Raw genomic sequence first — 21,967 nt, 5'->3', positions numbered from 1 at the left:
TCTGAGACAACATCTGGCAAGGCTGGGACGGAAGTCACTGTCGTTCTCAAAATCGGTGGAGCTGCATGACAAGGTCATCGGGCATTATCTGAACATAAAACACTATCAGTAAGTTGGAGTCATTACCTGAATTATTAATGTGATTATTTTTTGCATCATGAAATTACAAAGGACCAGTGTTTCCTGACTGGCAGAACTGCGTCATCAGGCATAAATGTATGGAAAGCGAGCCTGAAAGGCATAAGCAGACAGGTTTTCAGGCGTGATGACAGAGAGGAATGTGTGACGAGCTGACTAGTGCGCTGCGTTTTCTTTAGTTTGCTACGGTCTGTAATTAATTAAAAAGAGCAGCGTGCAGGGTATCCGGCAGGCGCCGCTCAAAGTTAAAATTTCCTTATCAAAAAAGCCTTCTGCATTACACAGAAGGCTTTGAGAATCAGGCTGGCGTGACGGTCTCAGTGTTATCGAAAGAGACCCAGGGCGAGTTGACCGCCGGCCCCGAGGCGTAGTAGTAGCGCAGTTTCTTGTCGGCGCTATAGCCCAGGACAATTTTACCCATCGCCTTACCGGTCGTGTTTACCGTAGAGGTCAGCGATTTAAGCTGCTCCTGCGAATAAACGAATCCGCAGGTAATGCCGTCATTCTCATTAAACAGCCATTCAATTTCCGGTACATCCCCTCCTGATGTCACCACCGGAGAACCGCCTGTGGTACTGGTTTTGGTGTAGCGCAGGCTGAGCGGTACAGCAGAATTCAGGTTATAACAGTTGCTCATAACAAATTTCTCACCGATATTCTGCAGGCCAACGGCAAATTTTCCTGCGGCATAACCGGTACTGGTAATATGAATTTTCGCCAGGTTAAACAGGTTCATGGCAAAATTATTACTACCCACGTCAATAATACTGTGGTTAATTGACAGCGTACCGCCAGAACCGCCCTTAATTAATACGCCGGTTGCCTTGCCATTGGTTCTCAAACGACAACCGGTTAACAGCACGGTATTATAATCGCTGGTGGTTCCTTTAATTACGCTGGCAAAACCTGACGCATAACAGTTATTCAAATGCAGATCTTCCGCCGGCACTAAATTAAAGGCGTTATTGCTTTCACTACCTTTATTCAGCATAGAAAGTTGCAGTGTTAAACGGTGTTCAGCTTTCACCGTTGATGAGCGGTCAAGAATAAAACCGTCACCTGCTGAACCTTCATCCATGACTACAGTTGAACGAATGCTTACGTTATATGACCAGTTCTGCACGCAAATCGCACCGCGTTTCGGCGCCCAGTTGCCGCCCTGCGTATCGGCAGTGGTACGGGTATATTTAATCGTATTTTCCGCCAGAACGTTGGTACACATAATATAAGCTTCGCCCCACCAGGTTGCGCCGCCGAGAGAGATATTCCCGATTGCCGTCCCGTTAGTGATCCCTTCCATCACAAAGTGACGACGGAACGGACCATAGGCCAGGTTATTCGCCATAATGGTGTGCTGCGCATCGAACTGGGCGCGTCCGCTGTTTGACGTCACCGGCGCTTCGGCATGAAACGCAATACGCCCATCGGTGCCTTCTTTACAGGAAGCATAGTTATGCGCAATCACCGTACCGGAACCCCAAATACTGACGGCATCACCTCGCTCTTCCAGACCAACGCCCAGGCAGTCGAGGAAGTTGTTATTGAGAATACGTGAACCATGCGCACGATAGATTGACCCCGCAATAACGGCATTAACCTGGTTAATCATGGTACAGCCTTCAACTACGCAGAAGTCCGCCTGAATATCTACCGTCCCCTGACGACCGCCACCATTATCGCCCGACGCATTACTTTGTAGTAAAAGTGGATTGGTTGATTTCAGACTACGCAGCTGACAACGCTTATGCTTCAGGGCAATCATCGAACGGATACTCATATCAGTACCTATCGGCCGGATTTCACCCGTTTCCGTTCCTTCGATAATCTGCCCTTCAAAGGCAGTTTTAACCTGTGCAGATAGATTAATAATGGTATCGATGATGACATATCTTTCTTTATTAAGCAGCGCCTGAAAGGCAGCAGTATTATCAGTGGTATAATCTGTTGCGCTGGTTGCTGCAATTTTTTGAGAAGATGTAGTTAAAGCCATGGTGAACCTCCAGATTAAATAAATAAGGGTTTTATTTCCTTGTTAAAATACTCAGCACATAATTTAAGGTTGCGGAAATCCCTTTCCGCTTTTATTACGGAAATTATTTTTTGCCGTTTTTATTATTTAGCCCTGGTGCGTATTATTAGAACTTTCACTATCCGTTGGCGTCGTTGTATCATTTGGCGCCTTTTGTCGGGTAATTCGAGAAAGCATGCCCAACAGCATCACAACGAATGAAACAATTTGTAGCCAGTGAGCCGGAATCATCGCTTTCATATCGGTCGGCATCTCAAGCCAGATTGTGGGCAGCAGCCCCAGCAGCACCAGCGCTTTCGTAGAATGCCAGCGCCACCACTGCCGCCAGTCCTTAACCAATCGAAGTTTCATCATCATATAATTACTCCTCTGTAGCTGTCATAACTCCCGCTACGCATGACATCAGCATGACGCTTCGCTCTGTTAGGCGTCTGTCTTGCCCATTTGCTCATTAACATACTGCTCGCCGCCGCCGTAAAATTTTCCTGTGAAATTAGGGCCAACATATTCTTGAATCCCGCGAGCCCCTCAACGCCCATTTGCCACGCCATGCTGTACAGAATATCGCTACGCGGTTCGTTACAGTGTCGTAGCGCATCAACAATGCCCGGTATGGCATTCATTTGTAACCTGTTATTGCTTAACAAGGTTTCCAGCCAGACACTTCCCACCACCTCTGGAACGGTAAAGGTATAATTCTCAATCGGGCAGCCGCGCGGCCCCAGTTTGATGCCATAAGCCACGGTCGGATAACCTTCGGTATCGATGTAAGGTTTTGCCCGATAACCCTCTTCAAACTTAAGAATTTTTATTATCTCACTCATAACAACACTCCTTTTCCAGCTAGCCCGTGACCTTGATAAAAATTGGCTCTGACACATTGGTGGTTTTCATTCTGTTATGTATAATGCGTTAACCCATAACAAAACGTATCGAAACAAGCCATAGCAAAGCGTGTTTGACGAACAATACGGCGCGCTATAAATTTTCGTTTATGAAAACAGATTCTCTTGCTGCGCGGCTCAATATAGCGATGAACATGGCCGGAATGACTCAGGGTGCTTTAGCAAAAGCCTCCGGCGTTTCTCAGCCTACTATCTGGCGCCTGACGAAAGGTCAGGCTGCCGGATCGCGTAAACTTGTCGACATCGCGGCCGCACTCAACGTCAATGTCGAATGGCTGGCCAAAGGACAGGGAGAGATGCAGGGGCCTTCCACTAAAGAAGGCTTTTCACATACTACTCCCGCGGCCAGTGACGTCCCTGTCTGGACGCTGGCGGGTAAAACCAGCGAGACCGTTACCACGCCTAATGGCGTCCGCGCCAAAAAAACCTGGCGAGCCTATTTGATAGATCGAAACAGCGGCTGTGCTGAGGCCACGGCGGGCAGTATCGTGATTGTCGATACTGAAATTCCGCCGGAATCCGGTGATCTGGTGATCGCGCGGGTTCACGAGCGCATCAGCGTTTATCGCTACCTCGAAGGTCCATCTAACGGCTTTTTAACCGTGGACGATCCACGTTTACCAGCAGTAGAACTCTCCTCCTCCGCCGAACTCATCGGCGTCGCTATCTTTTTAATCCGTGATTTGCGCCGGTAAGCCGCCACATCATCATCCGGTAAGGTGAACTCGCGATACTGCCCACCGGCGACACGATATAAGACATAAATCATGGCGAACCTCTTCAGCTACTCAGCCCGTCAGTTATTTAACTTCCCATCGGCGCCGAGGCGCCGCTCCGGGGGTTAACTATGCTTCAACACGCCTCTGAAGCATGAATGCGGCTTATTAGTTAGCTGACGAGGCGGTTAACACATTCACCACACTTCATAACCTTTGTTATTAAAAATACTATTAGCTATTAAAAAAGTGTCAAGTTTGCTAACTAAAAAAATTGGCCTTAATGCGGGCAGAATTTGATAGCAAAACGTAGCGCCAGCCGCCGCCGTGAAGGGGATAGAGGTGAGCTAACTATGTGCCAGCTAATCATTTTTTCGTTGTTAATGGTTAAACAAGCTTAACGGTAACAAGGGATGAAAAAGAGTCTAAAAAAATTTCTATTGATGTGAAAAAAATCTCGCTTACACTTTAGCGCCGTACGCTTTATTTCATTTAATTGATTAAATATCAATGATTTAAACTAAAATAATGAATTATCTCTTTTTAACAGCAGGGTTTCTCTCATTAACATTTAAAATGGTTAAAATTCATACAAAAAGAATAAGTAGTTAAAAATCAAAAAGTTAATTAAAGAAGTTAATTTAATAAAAAAAGATAACTCCTTTTAGTGAAGTCTGACTTATGTGGTTAGCAACGGTAATCAATGTGAATATTGTGATCGGCCTCATTTAGTTAAAATAACTGTAGCTTTGGCTTATCACCAGATGAATAAAGCGTATTAGTAGCAATAGCAAAGGCATTGGGCTGTTAATAATCTGCCCAATACCACCAGCAGTACCGACGTCCTTATCGACCTCTCCAGTCTAACGCCAGCCAACATTCAGATGGCAATCAACGCCATAAAAAGCCCACAGACTGGTGGGCTGTCTGCTCTAAAAGTGGTAGCCAAGACCCACTCTCCAGGTATTTACCTTATAATCGTCCAGTTTTGCGTATTCCCATTCAGTATCGATAGCAATACTTTTTTTGAGGTTAAACTGCAGCCCAACGCCGACGGCCAGGGTGCTGGCGGAGTAATCTTCGTTTGCCCAGCCAATGCTGTTATTACTTTCACCATATCCCCAACCGGCAAGAGCGTAGGCAGAAATATATTTATTAAATCGGTAAGAAGGTCCAGGCAGCAGGGAAAAATAATCTAACTCGTCCGTGGCGTACCTGAACCGACCATAATAATCTTTAGCATAATGAGTATTGGTTAGTGAAAGCATCACTCCCCAGTCATCATTAATTTCCATTCTTAACTTACCGTTCATACCGGTGGGATTTTCATCCAGGCGAGAGCTATGATTATTTACGGTACTTTTTGCATGACCTACAGAAAGCGTGGTTTTGTAAGCAGCCATTGCGTTTGATAAAAAAATAGCGGCGCTTGTTAATAATAATGCCAGCAGGTTTTATTCATAGCGATTTCTTTTTGATACGGTTGTATAAATAAGGCGTGACTTATAATAGCGGCTGATTATCAATATTCATTAAACGTATACCCCCCCTCACAGCCAGAAAAAATTTAAAATAATGCGTTGATTTTTATCAGCATTTAAGAAAAGCAAGCCTGGCATCAGCTATAAAAAATTAGCCTTTATCAATCGTTATAAACAGCAGCTCAGTTAACCTTTCTCTTATTGTGGTAATTGTGACTATCTTCTCAGCGTCTGTTATCTGACCTGATTTCTAAGGCTTATTGCAGTAAATGATGCCAACGCTTTAATTATCTGGATGTCATATAAACTTCTTTTTATAGCTGCCTTTCCCGGTTTTTATTAATCAGGCATTCTCCGGTATCACTGCTACTTTCTTCAGCTCAGCAGTGGAAGCAAAAAAGGCCCGCCGAAGCGAGCCTTTGAATTGATGGATGCGCTAATTCCCCTGGCTGGGCAACTTGCTTAATCGCCTGACTTAATGCCCCGCTCACTATGTGGAAATTGTTGACATAGCGCATCACTCATTTTTATAACCGCATCTACAAAATCACCTGACAAATTAATCTCTGGATGTTGGCGAAGTATCTCAACCAGTACTGCTCCTACAAGTAAATCTTTTTTTAATGCTAAAGCCATACTTGTTTCCCGGTTTGCTGTAAAGGTAATGTGATCTATAGCACAGCTTTTTAGCTTCTGAGGGAACGGCGCCTAACTTTTGTGCAAATAGAAAAAAACCGTCAGGCGACGGTTCTTCATAATAGGTTTGTACTGGTCCTGTCTACCAGTTCCACGGCATCCATTCATTCGTTAACAGGAACATTGCCAGTTCAACTGCAATGACCAGCGTCAGCAGAACGCCCAGCTTGTGTTGACATATCCAGTTGAACATTTTGACGTCCCTGCTCTCAATTCACGAATATTTGGGAAAAGTTTGCCGTTTTCATTCACTTACTAAACCGTATTTGTAGCTATTTAATTATTTATTATCTCTTCGGTACAGCGTCCATTCCTCGATGCGCTCACCGTCAGGCAGCGTACAATAACCCACATCACCACCCCTTCCTTTAACGATATTCAGTTTGCCGCCGACTTTTTTACAATAGACGGAGGCAGGATTTGCCATACCATTTATTTTTGTTTGGTCGCTCTGTGACGCGCATGATGCTAAAAAGGTGACACCTGCTATTACCATTAACTTTTTCATCTTGTTTCCTCAACAGACGCCTTTTACCGTCTTCAGCATAAGCCGGATAAGACGCCCTGATTTGTTCCACTCTATTATGCTAACGCTGCGCGACCAAACGCATAACCTGGTAATTTATCAGGATTATTGTTGTTTTGACGTTAATGTTGTGCAAAGTAAAAAGCACTTCCGCAGTAAACGGTTTCAGAGACATAAAAAAAACCCCAACAACATGCTGGGGTTTGGTACTTGCAAACATCACGTCTGAGGAACGGCGTGCTGTGCGGCAAAAACTGTTAGGGTTCAGGCAACGCGAACCGCGTTCATCTGTATGATACTTTTCATCGCCTCAACCATCTCGCCGTCAACGCTCTGACGGCTGAACTCATCGGTTTCAACATCTGAACTCATTGAAACACCCGCTTTGCGGTAGCGCATCGGCGAAGAAACCAGGCGGCTGGCGGAGGTATGCAGTTCACGGATACCTGCATCCAGGAACTTTTGCAGATTGCTTAACCTGACGCCTGCCCCAGCCATAATGATTGGACCTTCACTTAACTCAGTAAGTTCCTTTAACAATACAATTCCGCTTTCGGCATTTTGCTGCTGGCCTGATGTCAGAATGCGCGCAACGCCCAGTTCGGTCAATGTTTCTAATGCACGTTTCGGACTATGACAAAGGTCAAAGGCGCGATGGAAGGTCACCTGCATATCGCCGCAGAGCGGCATAATCTCGCGCATCCTGTTGATGTCTATATGAGCATCTTCATCCAGCACGCCTAGTACCACGCCGGGAAAACCCAGCTCGCGGATCAGGGCGACATCGGATTTCATGGTGGCGAACTCCCGCTCGCTGTAGCAAAAATCGCCGCCGCGCGGACGAACAATAGGATGAACAGGTATGTGGAGATGCACGCGTGCGGCCTGCAAGGTGCCGGCAGATGGCGTTAAACCGCCCTCTTTCGGTGCCGCACAAAGCTCAATCCGGTCAGCGCCCGCCTCTTGCGCATTAACAGCGCAGTCCACTCCATAGCAGCATACTTCCAGTTTAACCATTTCATCCTCCTGTTAATGACTGCTGGCTGGTTTTCTGATTCTCGGTTAGGCTCAGTTTGCAAAGCAGTGTAATGAGAATCTTAATCATGGCATTCAATTTCGATCAGTGGATAGACCGGCATCACAGCGATAGTCTCAAGTGGCGAAAATATGGCAATCGCGACATTTTACCGCTGTGGGTAGCGGATACGGACTTTCGTTCGCCACCCGCGGTGATTGAGGCGCTGCAACAGCGCGTAGAACATGGCGTTTTTGGTTATGGCGCCGAGCCGAATGCGCTAATCGACGTCGTTATTGAGCGGATGGCGACGCGCTATAACTGGCGGATTGAAGCGGAGTGGCTGGTACTTTTGCCCGGTGTGGTGGCTGGATTAAACCTTTGCGTTCGCGCCTTTACTTCGCCAGGTGAAGGCACAGTGGCGCCGACGCCAATTTATCCACCGTTTCGGCTGGCGGCGAAGTGGGCGGATCGCAGTCAGATAAATCTACAGATGCGGCTGGAGAATGCGCGCTGGACGATGGATCTGGCGGCGGCGGAAATGCAGCTAACCGGTAATGAAAAGCTGCTGATGCTGTGTAATCCGCAAAACCCCGGCGGCACGGTTTATCGTCGTGATGAACTCGCTGCGCAACTGCGATTTGCCCAGCAACACGATCTGATCGTTTGCTCAGATGATATCCATTGCGATCTGATTCTGGAGCCGGGCCTGCAGCATATTCCGTTCGCGACGCTGGACGACGATGCCGAGCAACGTTCAATAACGCTTATTTCTCCCTCGAAAACCTTTAATATCGCTGGTTTAGGCGCATCGCTGGCAATCATTCCGAATAAAGCGTTGCGTCAGCGCTTTAACGATACGCGCCGTGGCATCGTGCCGTCAGTGGATATTCTGGCGATAACCGCCGCAACCGCCGCCTGGCGCGACGGTCAGCCCGGCTGGAGGCGCAGCTGGATTATTTACGCCGTAATCGCGACTGGCTGTGCGCGCAGATAAATGCGCTGCCGGGGCTGGATGTCGCGCCGCCGGAAGCGACCTATCTGGCATGGATTTCGGCGCGCCTTCCCAACGTGCCCAGCCCGGCGCTCTGGTTTGAGCAGCACGGCCTGGGCTTTTCGCCGGGACGGGATTTTGGTGATGACGGCTTTGTGCGCTTTAATTTCGGCTGCACGCGCGCCACGCTGGGAGAGGCGGTAACGCGCCTGGAGCGCGCGGTGGCCGCTGCGAACGCTTAACGCTTCTGCTCGCTGGCGACGATCTCCTGCAAACTCCAGGGATGGAATTTAATCGTGATTTGTCCATCGGTGACCGCCAGCGTGGGATTTGGCAAACGTTCATTTTCACCCTGCGGCGCACTGGTTTTAAACGAGATACCCGGCTCCAGCAGGCCGCTATCGGAGAGCAAGGCCATCGCCCGCGCGCCCAGCGTTGCCGGGTCACCGCGCAGCACAATTTCAACATGTTCCCAGCCTTCATGGCGATAGAGCTTATTGCCCGGCCACGGCAGTTCGACCACGTTGATACGCCACGGCCCCACGCATAGCGGCTCGTCCAGTTCAAACAGGCAAATCGGTCGGCCGTTGATCATATTTTCTGAGAACATCCGCCCAACCTGCATCAGGCCTTGTTTCCAGCGCTCCGCTGTGGCGATTTGATGGCAGCGCAGTGAAATATGGTCAGCCTCAAGATTTTCCAGGGTTAACCCCAGCCTTTCGGCCAAATTTGTCAGCTTTTCTTCGAAGCATGGCAGATCGTCTGCCAGGTCGGATAGCGCTTCCAGATTATTCCTGAATGGCACCATTATCTCCCTTTTTCATACAGTTTAATTAAACATTGGCTGCTGTGCGTGCTGCTTTATAAGGCCAGTTATAGTTGTAAAAATAGCGTCTCTGATTAATATTTCTGATAAATTGACGGAATTTATCTAACTTATGTCCAGTTTAGCACGGTACAGGACCACAAAATATTTTATAAAAACATAGTTAACCTAATGTTTTTAATTACGTTTGCCGGGTGTTTAAGGTAATTCCTAATTGGGCTGGTGCGCAATTGCGGCTACTAAGCCTTTCTTATAGATTTACCCCCGACCATCACACAAGGAATGGCTATATGTTTAAACTCATTATTATTGCAGTTCTTATCGCGCTGATGGGGTTTGCTATCTCCCGCCACTGGAAGGTGCGCAATGAAAAAACGGTAAGTAACCCTCATCGACATTTTCGACGTCGCTAACCTTTTTTCCTCGGTGGCGGAAACATTTGCAGCCGTGTTTCCGCCCGCTACGGGGCTGCTGACGCTTCCCTTCAAATAAAGTATACTTCCCCCCTTCTTTTTTCCGCGGCGCCATTGTACAGCAACCTGCCAGGCTGTCAGGCGCCGCGATGATTATGCCCGCCGCGCCCATGCGGCGGGCAACGCAGACAGATGAAGGTAACGCGGTGAATATTCAGGCTCTCCTTTCCGAAAAAGTTAGTCAGGCGATGATCGCCGTTGGCGCGCCGTCAGATTGCGAACCCATGGTTCGTCAGTCGGCCAGGGTTCAGTTTGGCGATTATCAGGCCAACGGCATTATGGCGGTGGCGAAAAAGCTGGGTCAGCAGCCGCGCCAGCTGGCCGAGCAGGTAGTTCAGCAGCTTGATCTGAACGGTATCGCCAGCAAAGTTGAAATCGCCGGACCGGGCTTTATTAATATTTTCCTCGCGCCGGAATGGCTCGCCCAGCAGGCGGAAGCCGCGCTGGCGTCGCCGCGTCTGGGCGTTGCGCCGGTCGATGCGCAAACGATCGTTATCGACTATTCCGCGCCTAACGTGGCGAAAGAGATGCATGTCGGCCATGTGCGTTCGACCATTATTGGCGACGCAGCCGCTCGTACGCTGGAGTTTCTCGGACATAAAGTCATTCGCGCTAACCACGTCGGCGACTGGGGCACGCAGTTCGGGATGCTGATCGCCTATCTGGAAAAGCAGCAGCGCGAACATCATGAAGCGATTGCGCTGGCCGATCTGGAAGCCTTCTACCGCGAAGCGAAAAAAACCTATGACGAAGATGAAGCTTTTGCCGAACGCGCGCGCAGCTACGTGGTGAAATTACAGGGCGGCGACGAATATTGCCGCACCATGTGGAAGCAGCTGGTCGACATTACCATGACGCAGAACCAGACGGTGTACGATCGTCTGAACGTGACGCTGACGCGTAACGATGTGATGGGTGAAAGCTTATATAACGATATGCTGCCGGGCATCGTCGCCGATCTGAAAGCCAAAGGGCTGGCGGTCGAGAGCGAAGGCGCCACCGTGGTTTTCCTCGATGAGTTTAAGAACAAAGAAGGCGAACCGATGGGCGTCATCATCCAGAAGAAGGATGGCGGCTATCTTTATACCACCACGGATATTGCCTGCGCGAAATACCGCTATGAGCAGCTGCATGCCGATCGCGTGCTTTACTATATCGACTCCCGTCAGCATCAGCATTTAATGCAGGCCTGGACTATCGTGCGCAAAGCGGGCTACGTGCCGGAATCGGTGCCGCTTGAGCATCATATGTTTGGCATGATGTTGGGCAAAGATGGTCGTCCGTTCAAAACCCGCAGCGGCGGCACCATTAAGCTGTCCGATCTGCTGGACGAAGCGGTAGAGCGCGCCACCGCGCTGGTTTCCGAGAAGAACCCGGATATGGATGCGGACGAGCTGCGTAAGCTGGCCAATATCGTAGGCATCGGCGCGGTGAAATATGCCGATCTGTCGAAGAGCCGCACCACCGATTATATTTTCGACTGGGATAACATGTTGGCCTTTGAAGGCAACACTGCGCCTTATATGCAGTACGCCTATACGCGCGTGCTGTCGGTGTTCCGCAAAGCGGGCATTGATGAGAACGCGGTGCTGGACGGCACTATTCAGCTGAGCGATGAGCGCGAATCGCAGCTGGCGGCGCGTCTGTTGCAGTTTGAAGAGACGATTACGCTGGTTGCCCGCGACGGCACGCCGCACGTAATGTGCGCCTATCTGTACGATCTGGCTGGGCTGTTCTCTGGCTTCTATGAACACTGTCCGATTCTGTCGGCGGAAGATGAAGCGGTACGCCAGAGCCGTCTGAAGCTGGCATTGTTGACAGCCAGAACGCTGAAGCAGGGTCTGGATACGCTGGGTATTGAGACCGTCGAACGTATGTAATTTCCCGCTGCCCTTGTTACGAAAGGGCTTCGTGCTGATGAAAAATCCACGCTCCGGCGTGGATTTTTTTATGCCGGTTGGAAAGGCGGCCTTCAGACTAAGTATTGGTACCGGGAAGATGACTTCTGGTTCAGGCAAGCCGTCTCAGGAAAATTGACCTCTGTTTTAGATGAGTATCGCCGGGGAGAGGGTTTCAGGCTCATGCAAGCGGTACTGAGGGAGCAGCTTCTGGCTCAGGCTGTGATGTAAGCAGTACTGAGGGAGCAGCTTCTGGCTCAGGCTGTGGTGCAAGCAGTACTGAGGGAGTAGCTTCTGGCTCAGGCTGGTGCGGCGGAAGGCTGGGGTGAGTTTGATTTCCGTTGCCACCTTCGGTGGACAGGCCGCTCCGTAAAGACGCCATGCACCCATCCCTGGGGCTCTGCCGCGTCATCCCTGACGCGGAAGCTTTACTATGCTGCCTGTCCACCTCAGCTTTAAGCTCAGTGCTGGCTCCCTTCCGCGACCGGCACCGGCACCGGCACCACTTACATAAACACACCGAAGCCGGTCTCAGGCACCGTTACCATCTACATAAACACGCCGAAGTCGGACTCAGGCGCCGTTAATACCTACATAAGCAGCCGGGGCTTAAGTCTGGATACCAGCACCCAACGCTACTGATAATTCACCATCACCTGATTGCTGCGCACGCGCGTCACAGGAAACAGCCTTCCCTGCCCCGGCACGCTATAAACAAAGCGCAGCGTATCGCTGGCTGGCACATTCGTTAGTCCGCGCGTCGAACCGCTGGCCCCTTCAATCGGCGTACAGCGCGCGCTGGAACAGAGCTTCACCAACAAACCCGCCGGTTGCGGGCCGGTTAATTCGAAGCGCCAGTAAACCACGCTCATCATGCCGGAAACCGGGCCGGGCGGCGCAATTGGCGGCGATGAGGCCTCCACGCCGCGGTTACTCAGCGTCACGCCCGTGGCGCTGCCCTGCCAGGCGCCGTCCGCCGCCTGCGTAATCAGCGGTAACAACAACAACGTTAACCATAAAGCCCGCATTACTGACCTCCGATTGTCGCCGTCATACGAATATGACGATTATTCGTCAGCTCCATATTGGACAGCACCGCCAGCTGCGGCAAGTTGCGCCGCAGGAAACGGGCCAACAACGCGCGCAGCGGATGATTCACCAACAGCACCGGCGGCGCGCCCACCATCTCCTGATTCTGCAGCGCGCGCTGCGCCTGATCCAACAGACGATCCGCCAGCCCAGGCTCCAGTCCGCCGCCGCCCTGCAACGCCTGTAACAACAGACGCTCCAGCGTTGCGTCAAGGCCGATAACCTGCACTTCGCCGTTACCCGGGAACCACTGCTGCGTAATCGCGCGACCCAGCGCCACGCGCACCACCGTCGTCAGCTCTTGCGGATCGTTCTGCACCGGCGCATGCTCCGCCAGCGTCTCAATAATGGTGCGCATATCGCGAATCGACACGCGCTCCGCCAGCAGATTCTGTAACACCTTATGCAGCGTCGTCAGCGACACCACGCCCGGCACCAGGTCTTCCGTCAACTTCGGCATATCCTGACTCACGCGATCCAGCAACTGCTGCGCTTCCTGGCGGCCAAACAGCTCGCTGGCGTACTGGCCGATCAGGTGATTCAGATGCGTCGCTACCACGGTACTCGCTTCTACTACGGTAAAGCCCTGAATCTGCGCCTGCTCTTTCAGCGCGCTGTCAATCCAGATTGCCGCCAGACCAAAGGCAGGATCTACCGTCGCCTCGCCCGGCAAGGTGCCCGACGCGGTGCCTGGGTTAATCGCCATCCAGCGCCCCGGATAGGCGTCGCCGCTGCCGATCTCCACCCCTTTCATCAGAATACGGTAGCGAGCGGCAGGCAGATCCATATTGTCGCGAATATGCACCACCGGCGGCAGAAAGCCCATCTCCTGCGCAAACTTCTTACGAATACTGCGAATACGGCCCAGCAGCTCGCCATCCTGTTGCATATCCACCATGGGAATCAGACGGTAGCCCACTTCCATGCCCAGCGAATCTTCCAGCTGCACATCGCCCCAGGTCGCTTCTACCGTGGCGGCCGTCTCCTGCGCGCGCGGAATCGGCTGCGCCGCCGCTTTCGGCTTCATCTCCCGGCCGCGTTGCCACCAGGCCATGCCTAACAGCGCGGCGGTAAACAGCAGAAATACCAGGTTCGGCATGCCCGGCACCAGACCCAGCAGACCCAGCACACCGGCGCTCAGCATTAAAACGCGCGGGTTATCGAACAGCTGGCTGACCATCTGCTCGCCGACATCCTGATCGGTGCTGACGCGCGTCACAATCACGCCCGCGGCGGTCGAAATAACCAGCGCCGGGATCTGCGCCACCAGGCCGTCACCGATAGTCAGCAGCGTATAGGTTTCGCCCGCTGCGCCAAGCGACATGCCGTGCTGCACGACGCCGACCAGCAGACCGCCCACCACGTTGATAATCATAATCATGATGCCCGCGATAGCGTCACCACGAACAAACTTACTGGCACCGTCCATTGAGCCGTAAAAATCCGCTTCCTGCGTCACTTCATTACGGCGTTTCTTCGCTTCTTCCTCACCAATCAAACCGGCGTTCAGATCGGCATCGATCGCCATCTGCTTGCCCGGCATCCCGTCCAGCACAAAACGCGCGCCCACTTCGGCGATACGTCCGGCACCTTTGGTGATAACCATAAAGTTAATGATGATCAGGATAATGAACACCACAATACCGATGGCGAAGTTGCCGCCGACCAGGAAGTGACCAAAGGCTTCCACCACCTGACCCGCCGCCGCCGCACCGGTATGGCCTTCCAGCAGGATCACGCGGGTTGATGCAACGTTCAGCGCCAGACGCAGCAGCGTCGAAAACAGCAGAATGGTGGGGAAAGCGGCGAAATCCAGCGTGCGCTGGGTAAACATCGCCACCAGCAGCACCATAATCGACAGCGCGATATTAAAGGTAAACAGCAGATCGAGGATAAAGGGCGGCAGCGGCAGCACCATCATCGACAGGATCAGCAGAATCAGCAGCGGGCCAGCCAGCACCTTCCACTGCGTATCCTTCATGTTACCCGGTAAGCGAAGTAAAGCGGCCAGATTAGCCATCAGATCTCGTCTCTCCTGCAAAGTCCAGTTCAGCCGGTACCGGCAAACGTTGAGGTTTCTGCGGTATCAGGCCACCCTCGCGCTTCCAGCGCTTAAGCTGCCATACCCAGGCCAGCACTTCTGCAACTGCGCCATACAGCGCGCCCGGAATGTGCTGACCTATTTCACTGTGACGATAAAGCGCGCGCGCCAGCGGCGGCGCTTCCAGAATCGGCACGCGATGTTCTTTCCCTAACTCACGAATCTTCAACGCCACATCGCCCGCGCCCTTCGCTACCACTTTCGGGGCGCTCATCTTCTTCTCGTCATACTGCAGCGCGACGGAATAGTGCGTCGGGTTGGTGACGATAACGTCCGCTTTCGGCACGTCCGCCATCATGCGGCGGCGTGCGGCGGCGCGCATCGCCTGACGAATGCGCCCTTTTACGTGCGGGTCGCCTTCCATCTCTTTATATTCATCGCGGATTTCCTGCTGTGTCATGCGCAGCTGTTTGAAATAGCTGAACAGCTGCCAGAACACGTCGAAGCCGACCATCGGCACCAGCCCCAGCACTACCAGGAAACAGCAGACGGCGACCATATTCAGGCCGTGCGCCAGCGCATCAAACGGCGACTCGGTAATCAGGCGCAACATCTCCGGCCAGCTGACCCAGACGTACCAGCCCGCCACCGCGCTCACCAGCGTGGCCTTCAGCACCGCTTTCAACAGCTCAGCCCAGGTTTGGGCAGAAACCATGCGCTTCAGGCCGCTCAGCGGATTCAGCTTGTTAAACTGAAAAGAGATCGCTTTGCCGCTCAACACGATACCGCCCAGCAGCATCGGCGCAGCAATGGCGACCAGTACCAGGCCAGCCATCATCGGCAGCAGCGCCCAGACCGCTTTGCTTAACAGGCGGCTGATATGACGCACAATCTGTCCCGGATCGTTAATTAAGCGATGATCGAAACTGAAACCGGACGCGACCATCTCGGCCAGCTGGCGCGCCATCGGCTCGCCGCCCATCCACAGGATCAGCAACCCCGTCACCAGCATCAGCAGCGAGGTCAGCTCGCGGGAACGCGGGATCTGCCCTTCTTTACGCGCTTTCTCAAGTCGGTGGGGTGTGGGGGATTCTGTTTTTTCCGCGTCGCTATCTTCAGCCACGTTGGTCAACCTGCGTCGGAATGGGAATTGAGCATAGAGTGCCAAACGGCGGGCAATTTAATGGGCCGAGTAACAGGGTTAAACAGGGGTTATTTCAGGGAATGGTAAAAACAGACCGGCAATCGTACGATTGTCGGCCTGATAACAGGTGGTGGCTGCCGTCTCCGTTCAGAGCGCGGCAGCGTTTAATCTAGAAGCCCAGGCTATCAAGCAGGTCATCGACCTGATCCTGGTTGGCAACGACGCCAGGGGCAGCCGCGTTAATTTGCGGGCCGTTCAGCAGGCTGTTTTCTTCCCGCTTCTGACGCGCGTTCGCTTCCGGCATATTCTCCAGCAGCACCATCAACAGCTGGCGCTCGATTTCCTGGATAACATCCATCATGCGCTTGATCACCTGACCGGTCAGATCCTGGAAATCCTGCGCCATCATGATGTCGAGCAGTTGGGCGTTGGTAAAGGACGTGTGTTCCGGCACGGTTGCCAGATATTCGCGCGTATCCGAAACCAGTACACGGGCATCCGACAGCTCGATTGGGTCCTCAAACCAGGCATCCCAGCGCGTTTTTAGAGCTTTCGCGCCGCTTTCCAGCGCATCCTGGCGCGGCTGTGATGCTTCAACGCAGTTCAGCGCTCGTTCAGCGGCCTGAGCGGTCATCTGAACCACATAGTCAAGACGGTCGCGCGCGTCGGGAATCGCTTCCGCGGCTTCCGCAATCGCCTGATCCAGCCCCAGCTCACGCAGGCTGTCACGCAGCATGCGCGTTAACGAGCCAATGCGCGTGATGATATCTTGCGATGACGCCGCATCGGTCGCTGGTTTCGTAAGTTCGCTCATCACGTCTCCTTACATACCTAATTTTTCGAAGATCTTACCTAACTTCTCTTCCAGAGTTGCCGCAGTAAAAGGTTTCACCACATAACCGCTGGCCCCTGCCTGCGCCGCAGCGATAATGTTCTCTTTCTTCGCTTCCGCCGTAACCATCAGTACCGGCAGCTTGCCCAGCGCAGCGTCAGCGCGGATGGTTTGCAGCAGCTGCAGGCCGTCCATATTCGGCATGTTCCAGTCGGAAATAACGAAATCGAACTCGCCTGCGCGCAGTTTATTCAGCGCGTCAGCGCCGTCTTCGGCTTCTTCAACGTTATTGAAGCCCAGCTCTTTCAGCAGGTTGCGCACAATACGACGCATCGTATTGAAATCGTCTACTACCAAAAAGCGCATATTCTTGTCAGCCATATCTACTCCTGTGTTATCTCGACCCGCTGGACGGGCTCGGTTAAATTCGCAATGCCTGTCCGGCGCTAATTTTTGCCAGCATGTGCTGGCTGATTTGGTGCAGATCCACCACTTCACTGGCTCCCCCGTGAGCAATAGCCTCACGCGGCATGCCGAAAACCACACAGCTTGCTTCGTTCTGCGCGATGGTCCAGGCGCCGGCGCGCTGCATCTCCAGCAGCCCCGCCGCGCCGTCGTTGCCCATGCCGGTCAGGATCACGCCAACGGCGTTACGACCGGCATGCAGCGCCACCGATTTAAACAGCACATCCACAGAGGGCTTGTGACGATTAACCGGCGGACCATCGTTCAGTTTCACCTGATAGTTGGCGCCGCTGCGCGCCAGCTCCAGGTGCATCGCGCCGGGCGCTATATAGGCGTGTCCCGGCAGAATACGTTCGCCATCTTCCGCTTCTTTCACGGTGATCTGGCACAGCTTGTTCAGACGTTCGGCAAACGAACGGGTAAAGCCGGGCGGCATATGCTGGGTAATCAGCAGCGCCGGGCTGGTCATCGGCAGCGGCTGCAGCACATGGCGAATCGCTTCGGTGCCGCCGGTGGATGCGCCGATGGCAATCAGCTTCTCACTACTCAGCAGCGGACCCGCCTTCAGCATTGCCGGTGCCGCCTGGGTGACGCGCGGCATCATGCGGGCACGCGCCGCCGCGCGGATCTTATCGGCGATCATCTGGCTGTACGCCATCATCCCTTCCCGAATGCCAAGCTGCGGCTTGGTGACGAAATCGATAGCGCCCAGCTCCAGCGCGCGCAGCGTGACTTCTGACCCTTTGGCCGTTAGCGAGGAAACCATCACCACCGGCATTGGACGCAGACGCATCAGCTTCTCGAGGAAGTCGAGACCGTCCATGCGCGGCATCTCCACATCCAGCGTCAGCACCTGCGGGTTAAACTGTTTAATCAAATCGCGCGCTACCAGCGGATCGGGCGCGGTCGCCACCATTTCCATATCGGGATGGCTGTTGATGATCTCCGTCATCAGTTGTCGCATCAGCGCTGAATCATCAACGCACATTACGGTGATTTTGCTCATGATCTTTCCTTAGTCAGCCCGTAAACCGTCTGCCCGCGCAGATAAAACTCTTTGCTTATCTGGCTGAAGTTTTCTGAATGACCGGCAAACAACAGGCCGCCGGGCTTCAGCAACGGGACAAAGCGCCGCAGGATCTTTTCCTGAGTTTCTTTATCGAAATAGATCATTACGTTGCGGCAAAAAATCGCATCAAACGGCCCAGGCAATGCCCATTCGTGCGCCAGCAGGTTGAGCTGCGTAAAGCTCACCATGCCCGCCAGCTCGGAGCGCACCCGCACCATGCCGGAATGGGGTCCGGTGCCGCGCAGAAAGAAGCGCTGCATCTGCTGCTGCGACAGCGTGCGCAACTCCTCCTGGCGATAGATCCCGGACGCGGCTTTTTCCAGCACCTGGGTATCAATATCGCTGGCGTGAACGGAGAATTTCCCCGGTCCGGCGCCCAGCGTTTCTGCCAGCGTCATGGCGATGGAATAAGGCTCCTCGCCGGTGGAGGCCGCCGTACTCCAGACGTTGTAGCTGCCGCCGCGCCGTTTGGCATGTTCCGCCAGAATCGGAAAATGGTGCGCCTCACGGAAAAAAGCCGTCAGGTTGGTGGTCAACGCGTTAATAAACGCCTGCCACTCGGCACTGTTCTGATCGTTTTCCAGCAGCGCCAGATAACGACCAAAATCATCGATATTCAGCGTCCGCAGGCGGCGAACCAGGCGGTTGTAGACCATCTCACGCTTGTGATCGGCAAGCACAATTCCGGCTCGCTGATAAATTAACTGACTGATACGGCGAAAGTGCGTATCAGAGAGAGGCAAACGCTGAACCATCTGCGACAGCAGCGTTGCATTCTCAGGTGGTGCCAGTACGGTCGATTTTTTCATCCAGATTCACCCAGCAAAAGCAGATTAAGGGTTAAAGGGCGCCACATCCCGGCGATGGCTTATTCGCATCTCACGCTAACGTCCCCGTCCGGCAATCCCTTTGCGCAGACGGGCCGCGAGTTAATCCGTGGCCGTTGCCGCTTCCTCTACCAGCGCGGCATTCTGTTGTGTGACCCAATCTGGCTGGCAAACGGCTGTGCGGTTTATGCTCCGCCGTTCTCATTCGCAGCCGGACAGATACGTTCCGGGGCGCCCCAGCCTGGTGAGTGACGAAACCTTAACTGCCGTTGTCTCTCACCTGCGCGCCGGAATGAATTTCTGACCTGTCCGGTTCCGAAAATTCTGTCAACACGTCTTTTATTCACTGGCCGCTGAGCAACGGATTAAAAGGTTTCCCAGTTGGCGTCCGTTGCGGCGGCTTTACGCGTTACCGCTGCCGGAGCGGCGGCTGGCTGCGTTTTTGCGGCCGTACTTACGTTAACGGCGGCGGCGGCGAATTCTTTACGAATTCTGAACACGGCAACCGCCTGGCTGAGACGGCTCGCCTGCTCTTCCAGCGTGGCGGCAGCGGCAGCCGACTCCTGAACCAGCGCGGCGTTCTGCTGCGTCACGCGATCCATCTCGGTGACCGCCAGGCCAACCTGGTCGATGCCACGGCTCTGCTCGTCCGATGCCGAGGCGATTTCACCCATGATGTCGGTGACGCGCGTTACCGCGCTGACGATGTCGCTCATGGTTTCACCGGCGCTCTCTACCAGTACGGAACCGGTATCGACGCGGGTGACGGAATCTTCGATCAGTGATTTGATCTCTTTCGCCGCCTGCGCGCTGCGCTGCGCCAGGTTGCGTACTTCGCCCGCCACCACCGCAAAGCCGCGGCCCTGCTCGCCGGCGCGCTGCTCCACCGCCGCATTCAGCGCCAGAATGTTGGTCTGGAAGGCGATGCCGTCAATCACGCTGGTGATGTCGGCAATCTTCTTCGAGCTGCCGGCGATTTCGCTCATGGTTTTCACCACGCCGTCCACCACCTTGCCGCCCTTCTGCGCGGTTTCCGACGCGCTCAGCGCCAGCTGCGACGCCTGACGGGCGTTCTCCGCGTTCTGTTTCACCGTCGCGGTCAGCTGTTCCATGCTGGCGGCGGTCTCCTCCAGCGAGGCGGCCTGCTGCTCGGTACGGGATGAGAGGTCATTGCTGCCGGCGGTAATTTCGCTGGCGCCGGTATAGATGGCGTCAGAACCGTCGCGCACGTCGCTGACGGTACGCACCAGCTCCTGCTGCATATGCTGCAGGCTGGCGGCCAACTGGCTCATTTCGTTGCGCCCTTCCACCTCGATAGGCCGCGTCAGATCGCCTGCGGCAATATGACGGATATGTTCAATGGTGGATTTCAACGGACGCAGCAGAATGTGATGCATACCGGTCCAGACCAGCGCAACCACGCCTGACAGAATCAACAGCACGATGCCGATAATCCACAGCGCGCGCTGGTAAGCACTTTCGTTCTGGTCAGCACCCGCGGCCATCAGCGAGCTGGTGGTCTGAGCCCAGGTGTTATAGGCCGCTTCGAAGTCATTCTGATAGCCCTGCGTCGGCTGATCGACAAAGCCTTTGAGGTTGCCAGCGCCCAGCATCTGTACCAGTTCGCCCAGCGCATCGTGCAGCACCTTATATTTCTCATCGACCGCGACGAGGTAGGCCATGTTTTTCACTTCGTCCGGCAGCTCTTTGTGGTAGGCGGCAAAACTTTTATCGGCCGCTTCCAGCTGTTGATTTGCCAGCGCGACCAGTTCAGCCACGGTGCTGCCGCTACCGGCATTGTTGGCGTCCAGCATATAGCGAATACCGGCGCGGTTAAGGGTGTTGCGCGCCTGAATCAATGCGACCCAGGCGGCATTAAGATTGATCTGCTCGCGCTGAATCTGCTGCGTCAGAACAAAGTTCTGCCGATCGCCTTTCAGGGCGTTAAAGAACAGCCCACTGGAGGCAATTTGCAGTACAGCGAATATCGCCAGCACCAGAATAAGTGCCGTCACAACTTTAATATGTTTGAACATGGAGAACCTTAAAGCGTGGTTGAATGATGAGATTTATCGGCATGGTTAGCGGAATCTTTATCCTTATCGGAAATTAACCGCGAGACGGAAACGTTGCGCTGCGCGTTGCTGCAACCAGCGGAGCATAATTAACCGTATCGGGCTTTACGCCATCAGGTAAGAGGCACTGATAAGTGATTGAAAGAACGGCTGGCGCGGAACATCGGCAGTGCCGCCGAATAACGGCACTACCGGAGAGCGTTCCCGGTTTACTGCCCGGTTACGTTAGAAGGTTTCCCAGTTGCTGTCCGTCGCGGCAGGCACAGCGGTTAGCTTTGCGCTAACCGGCTGGCTGAGAACCGGCGTTTTCAGCGTGGCCGGGCGGCTTACCTGTGCCTGACGCACTTTAAATACCGATACGGCCTGGCTGAGGCGGCTCGCCTGCTCTTCCAGCGCGGCGGCGGCGGAAGCGGATTCCTCCACCAGCGCGGCGTTCTGCTGCGTCACGCGATCCATCTCGGTGACCGCCAGGCCAACCTGGTCGATGCCACGACTCTGCTCGTCCGATGCCGAGGCGATTTCACCCATGATGTCGGTGACGCGCGTTACCGCGCTGACGATGTCGCTCATGGTTTCACCCGCGGTGCCGACTAACGCCGAGCCGGTATCGACGCGCGCCACGGAATCTTCGATCAGTGATTTGATCTCTTTCGCCGCCTGCGCGCTGCGCTGTGCCAGGTTGCGCACTTCGCCCGCCACCACCGCAAAGCCGCGGCCCTGTTCGCCGG

General features: G+C 53.6%; 21 protein-coding genes and 1 pseudogene. 5 read left to right on the top strand and 17 right to left on the bottom strand.

The window, feature by feature from the left end; all coding sequences use genetic code 11:
• A partial coding sequence (locus P3C52_RS19620; protein WP_001691633.1) for an IS1 family transposase occupies positions 1 to 112 on the top strand: 112 nt, incomplete at its 5' end.
• Positions 113 to 436: 324 nt separating this feature from the next.
• Here the strand turns inward: P3C52_RS19620 and P3C52_RS19615 are convergent.
• From P3C52_RS19615 to P3C52_RS19605, 3 genes are all read right to left on the bottom strand, one after another.
• Positions 437 to 2,128, bottom strand: coding sequence for a hypothetical protein (locus P3C52_RS19615; RefSeq protein WP_275556557.1), 1,692 nt, complete (start codon positions 2,126 to 2,128; stop codon positions 437 to 439).
• 126 nt (positions 2,129 to 2,254) lie between these two features.
• A complete protein-coding gene (locus tag P3C52_RS19610) occupies positions 2,255 to 2,524 on the bottom strand; it encodes a hypothetical protein (protein WP_275556556.1) in 270 nt (89 codons plus the stop codon).
• Positions 2,521 to 2,991 carry a glycoside hydrolase family protein gene (locus P3C52_RS19605; protein WP_275556555.1) on the bottom strand — a complete coding sequence of 157 codons (471 nt, stop codon included), beginning with the start codon at positions 2,989 to 2,991 and terminating at the stop codon, positions 2,521 to 2,523. The genes P3C52_RS19610 and P3C52_RS19605 overlap by 4 nt, the downstream gene beginning before the upstream one ends.
• Positions 2,992 to 3,125: 134 nt before the next feature.
• Here P3C52_RS19605 and P3C52_RS19600 point away from each other — a divergent pair, with 134 nt between their 5' ends.
• Positions 3,126 to 3,767, top strand: a complete 642-nt coding sequence (locus tag P3C52_RS19600) for an XRE family transcriptional regulator (protein ID WP_275556554.1) — start codon at positions 3,126 to 3,128, stop codon at positions 3,765 to 3,767.
• 953 nt (positions 3,768 to 4,720) lie between these two features.
• Here P3C52_RS19600 and P3C52_RS19595 read toward each other — a convergent pair.
• From P3C52_RS19595 to cutC, 4 genes are all read right to left on the bottom strand, one after another.
• Positions 4,721 to 5,236 carry an Ail/Lom family outer membrane beta-barrel protein gene (locus P3C52_RS19595; protein WP_275556559.1) on the bottom strand — a complete coding sequence of 172 codons (516 nt, stop codon included), beginning with the start codon at positions 5,234 to 5,236 and terminating at the stop codon, positions 4,721 to 4,723.
• 495 nt (positions 5,237 to 5,731) lie between these two features.
• Complete coding sequence (locus P3C52_RS19590) at positions 5,732 to 5,905, bottom strand: hypothetical protein (protein ID WP_275556553.1); 174 nt, start codon at positions 5,903 to 5,905, stop codon at positions 5,732 to 5,734.
• 340 nt (positions 5,906 to 6,245) lie between these two features.
• The gene (locus tag P3C52_RS19585) at positions 6,246 to 6,473 is read right to left on the bottom strand and encodes a DUF333 domain-containing protein (protein ID WP_275556552.1); all 228 of its coding nucleotides are present in this window, start codon (positions 6,471 to 6,473) and stop codon (positions 6,246 to 6,248) included.
• 282 nt (positions 6,474 to 6,755) lie between these two features.
• Entirely contained in the window at positions 6,756 to 7,508 is a 753-nt protein-coding gene (cutC, locus tag P3C52_RS19580) for a copper homeostasis protein CutC (RefSeq protein WP_275556551.1), read from the bottom strand.
• Positions 7,509 to 7,594: 86 nt separating this feature from the next.
• Here cutC and P3C52_RS19575 point away from each other — a divergent pair.
• Positions 7,595 to 8,742 (top strand): annotated as a pseudogene (locus P3C52_RS19575) (PatB family C-S lyase).
• Here P3C52_RS19575 and P3C52_RS19570 read toward each other — a convergent pair.
• Complete coding sequence (locus P3C52_RS19570) at positions 8,739 to 9,308, bottom strand: VOC family protein (protein ID WP_275556550.1); 570 nt, start codon at positions 9,306 to 9,308, stop codon at positions 8,739 to 8,741. The pseudogene P3C52_RS19575 and the gene P3C52_RS19570 overlap by 4 nt on opposite strands.
• A 308-nt stretch (positions 9,309 to 9,616) precedes the next feature.
• On the opposite strand from P3C52_RS19570, the gene P3C52_RS19565 reads away from it, so the two are divergent.
• Positions 9,617 to 9,739 (top strand): hypothetical protein, encoded by a 123-nt coding sequence (locus P3C52_RS19565; RefSeq protein WP_275556549.1) that lies wholly within the window; start codon positions 9,617 to 9,619, stop codon positions 9,737 to 9,739.
• Positions 9,740 to 9,945: 206 nt separating this feature from the next.
• Complete coding sequence (gene argS / locus P3C52_RS19560) at positions 9,946 to 11,679, top strand: arginine--tRNA ligase (RefSeq protein WP_275556558.1); 1,734 nt, start codon at positions 9,946 to 9,948, stop codon at positions 11,677 to 11,679.
• Positions 11,680 to 12,332: 653 nt separating this feature from the next.
• On the opposite strand, the gene P3C52_RS19555 is transcribed toward argS, so the two are convergent.
• From P3C52_RS19555 to P3C52_RS19515, 9 genes are all read right to left on the bottom strand, one after another.
• Positions 12,333 to 12,725, bottom strand: a complete 393-nt coding sequence (locus P3C52_RS19555) for a flagellar protein FlhE (protein WP_275556548.1) — start codon at positions 12,723 to 12,725, stop codon at positions 12,333 to 12,335.
• On the bottom strand, positions 12,725 to 14,806 hold the full coding sequence (gene flhA, locus P3C52_RS19550) for a flagellar biosynthesis protein FlhA (protein ID WP_275556547.1): 2,082 nt from the start codon (positions 14,804 to 14,806) through the stop codon (positions 12,725 to 12,727). Before flhA ends, P3C52_RS19555 begins: the two co-directional genes overlap by 1 nt.
• Positions 14,799 to 15,950, bottom strand: coding sequence for a flagellar biosynthesis protein FlhB (gene flhB, locus P3C52_RS19545; RefSeq protein ID WP_275556546.1), 1,152 nt, complete (start codon positions 15,948 to 15,950; stop codon positions 14,799 to 14,801). The genes flhA and flhB overlap by 8 nt, the downstream gene beginning before the upstream one ends.
• A gap of 190 nt (positions 15,951 to 16,140) precedes the next feature.
• Positions 16,141 to 16,785: a protein phosphatase CheZ gene (gene cheZ / locus P3C52_RS19540; RefSeq protein WP_275556545.1), complete on the bottom strand. Its 645-nt coding sequence runs from the start codon at positions 16,783 to 16,785 to the stop codon at positions 16,141 to 16,143.
• Positions 16,786 to 16,794: 9 nt separating this feature from the next.
• Entirely contained in the window at positions 16,795 to 17,184 is a 390-nt protein-coding gene (cheY, locus tag P3C52_RS19535; protein ID WP_275556544.1) for a chemotaxis response regulator CheY, read from the bottom strand.
• Positions 17,185 to 17,224: 40 nt separating this feature from the next.
• Entirely contained in the window at positions 17,225 to 18,274 is a 1,050-nt protein-coding gene (locus P3C52_RS19530; RefSeq protein WP_275556543.1) for a chemotaxis response regulator protein-glutamate methylesterase, read from the bottom strand.
• The gene (cheR, locus tag P3C52_RS19525; protein ID WP_275556542.1) at positions 18,271 to 19,146 is read right to left on the bottom strand and encodes a protein-glutamate O-methyltransferase CheR; all 876 of its coding nucleotides are present in this window, start codon (positions 19,144 to 19,146) and stop codon (positions 18,271 to 18,273) included. Before cheR ends, P3C52_RS19530 begins: the two co-directional genes overlap by 4 nt.
• Before the next feature lie 383 nt (positions 19,147 to 19,529).
• Complete coding sequence (locus tag P3C52_RS19520) at positions 19,530 to 21,200, bottom strand: methyl-accepting chemotaxis protein (RefSeq protein WP_275556541.1); 1,671 nt, start codon at positions 21,198 to 21,200, stop codon at positions 19,530 to 19,532.
• Between the two features lie 264 nt (positions 21,201 to 21,464).
• On the bottom strand, positions 21,465 to 21,967 hold a 503-nt coding region (locus P3C52_RS19515), incomplete at its 5' end, for a methyl-accepting chemotaxis protein (protein ID WP_275556540.1).

Source organism: Mixta sp. Marseille-Q2659 (assembly GCF_940807255.1).
GTDB lineage: Bacteria > Pseudomonadota > Gammaproteobacteria > Enterobacterales > Enterobacteriaceae > Mixta.
This window is presented reverse-complemented; position numbering and strand designations above follow the sequence as displayed.

What these genes read in the sequence shown, in the direction of transcription:
- P3C52_RS19615 (WP_275556557.1), bottom strand. Translation starts at nt 2,128, where the DNA reads ATGGCTTTAACTACATCTTCTCAAAAAATTGCAGCAACCAGCGCAACA.
- P3C52_RS19610 (WP_275556556.1), bottom strand. Translation starts at nt 2,524, where the DNA reads ATGATGATGAAACTTCGATTGGTTAAGGACTGGCGGCAGTGGTGGCGC.
- P3C52_RS19605 (WP_275556555.1), bottom strand. Translation starts at nt 2,991, where the DNA reads ATGAGTGAGATAATAAAAATTCTTAAGTTTGAAGAGGGTTATCGGGCA.
- P3C52_RS19590 (WP_275556553.1), bottom strand. Translation starts at nt 5,905, where the DNA reads ATGGCTTTAGCATTAAAAAAAGATTTACTTGTAGGAGCAGTACTGGTT.
- P3C52_RS19585 (WP_275556552.1), bottom strand. Translation starts at nt 6,473, where the DNA reads ATGAAAAAGTTAATGGTAATAGCAGGTGTCACCTTTTTAGCATCATGC.
- cutC (WP_275556551.1), bottom strand. Translation starts at nt 7,508, where the DNA reads ATGGTTAAACTGGAAGTATGCTGCTATGGAGTGGACTGCGCTGTTAAT.
- P3C52_RS19570 (WP_275556550.1), bottom strand. Translation starts at nt 9,308, where the DNA reads ATGGTGCCATTCAGGAATAATCTGGAAGCGCTATCCGACCTGGCAGAC.
- P3C52_RS19565 (WP_275556549.1), top strand. Translation starts at nt 9,617, where the DNA reads ATGTTTAAACTCATTATTATTGCAGTTCTTATCGCGCTGATGGGGTTT.
- P3C52_RS19555 (WP_275556548.1), bottom strand. Translation starts at nt 12,725, where the DNA reads ATGCGGGCTTTATGGTTAACGTTGTTGTTGTTACCGCTGATTACGCAG.
- flhA (WP_275556547.1), bottom strand. Translation starts at nt 14,806, where the DNA reads ATGGCTAATCTGGCCGCTTTACTTCGCTTACCGGGTAACATGAAGGAT.
- cheZ (WP_275556545.1), bottom strand. Translation starts at nt 16,785, where the DNA reads ATGAGCGAACTTACGAAACCAGCGACCGATGCGGCGTCATCGCAAGAT.
- cheY (WP_275556544.1), bottom strand. Translation starts at nt 17,184, where the DNA reads ATGGCTGACAAGAATATGCGCTTTTTGGTAGTAGACGATTTCAATACG.
- P3C52_RS19530 (WP_275556543.1), bottom strand. Translation starts at nt 18,274, where the DNA reads ATGAGCAAAATCACCGTAATGTGCGTTGATGATTCAGCGCTGATGCGA.
- cheR (WP_275556542.1), bottom strand. Translation starts at nt 19,146, where the DNA reads ATGAAAAAATCGACCGTACTGGCACCACCTGAGAATGCAACGCTGCTG.
- P3C52_RS19520 (WP_275556541.1), bottom strand. Translation starts at nt 21,200, where the DNA reads ATGTTCAAACATATTAAAGTTGTGACGGCACTTATTCTGGTGCTGGCG.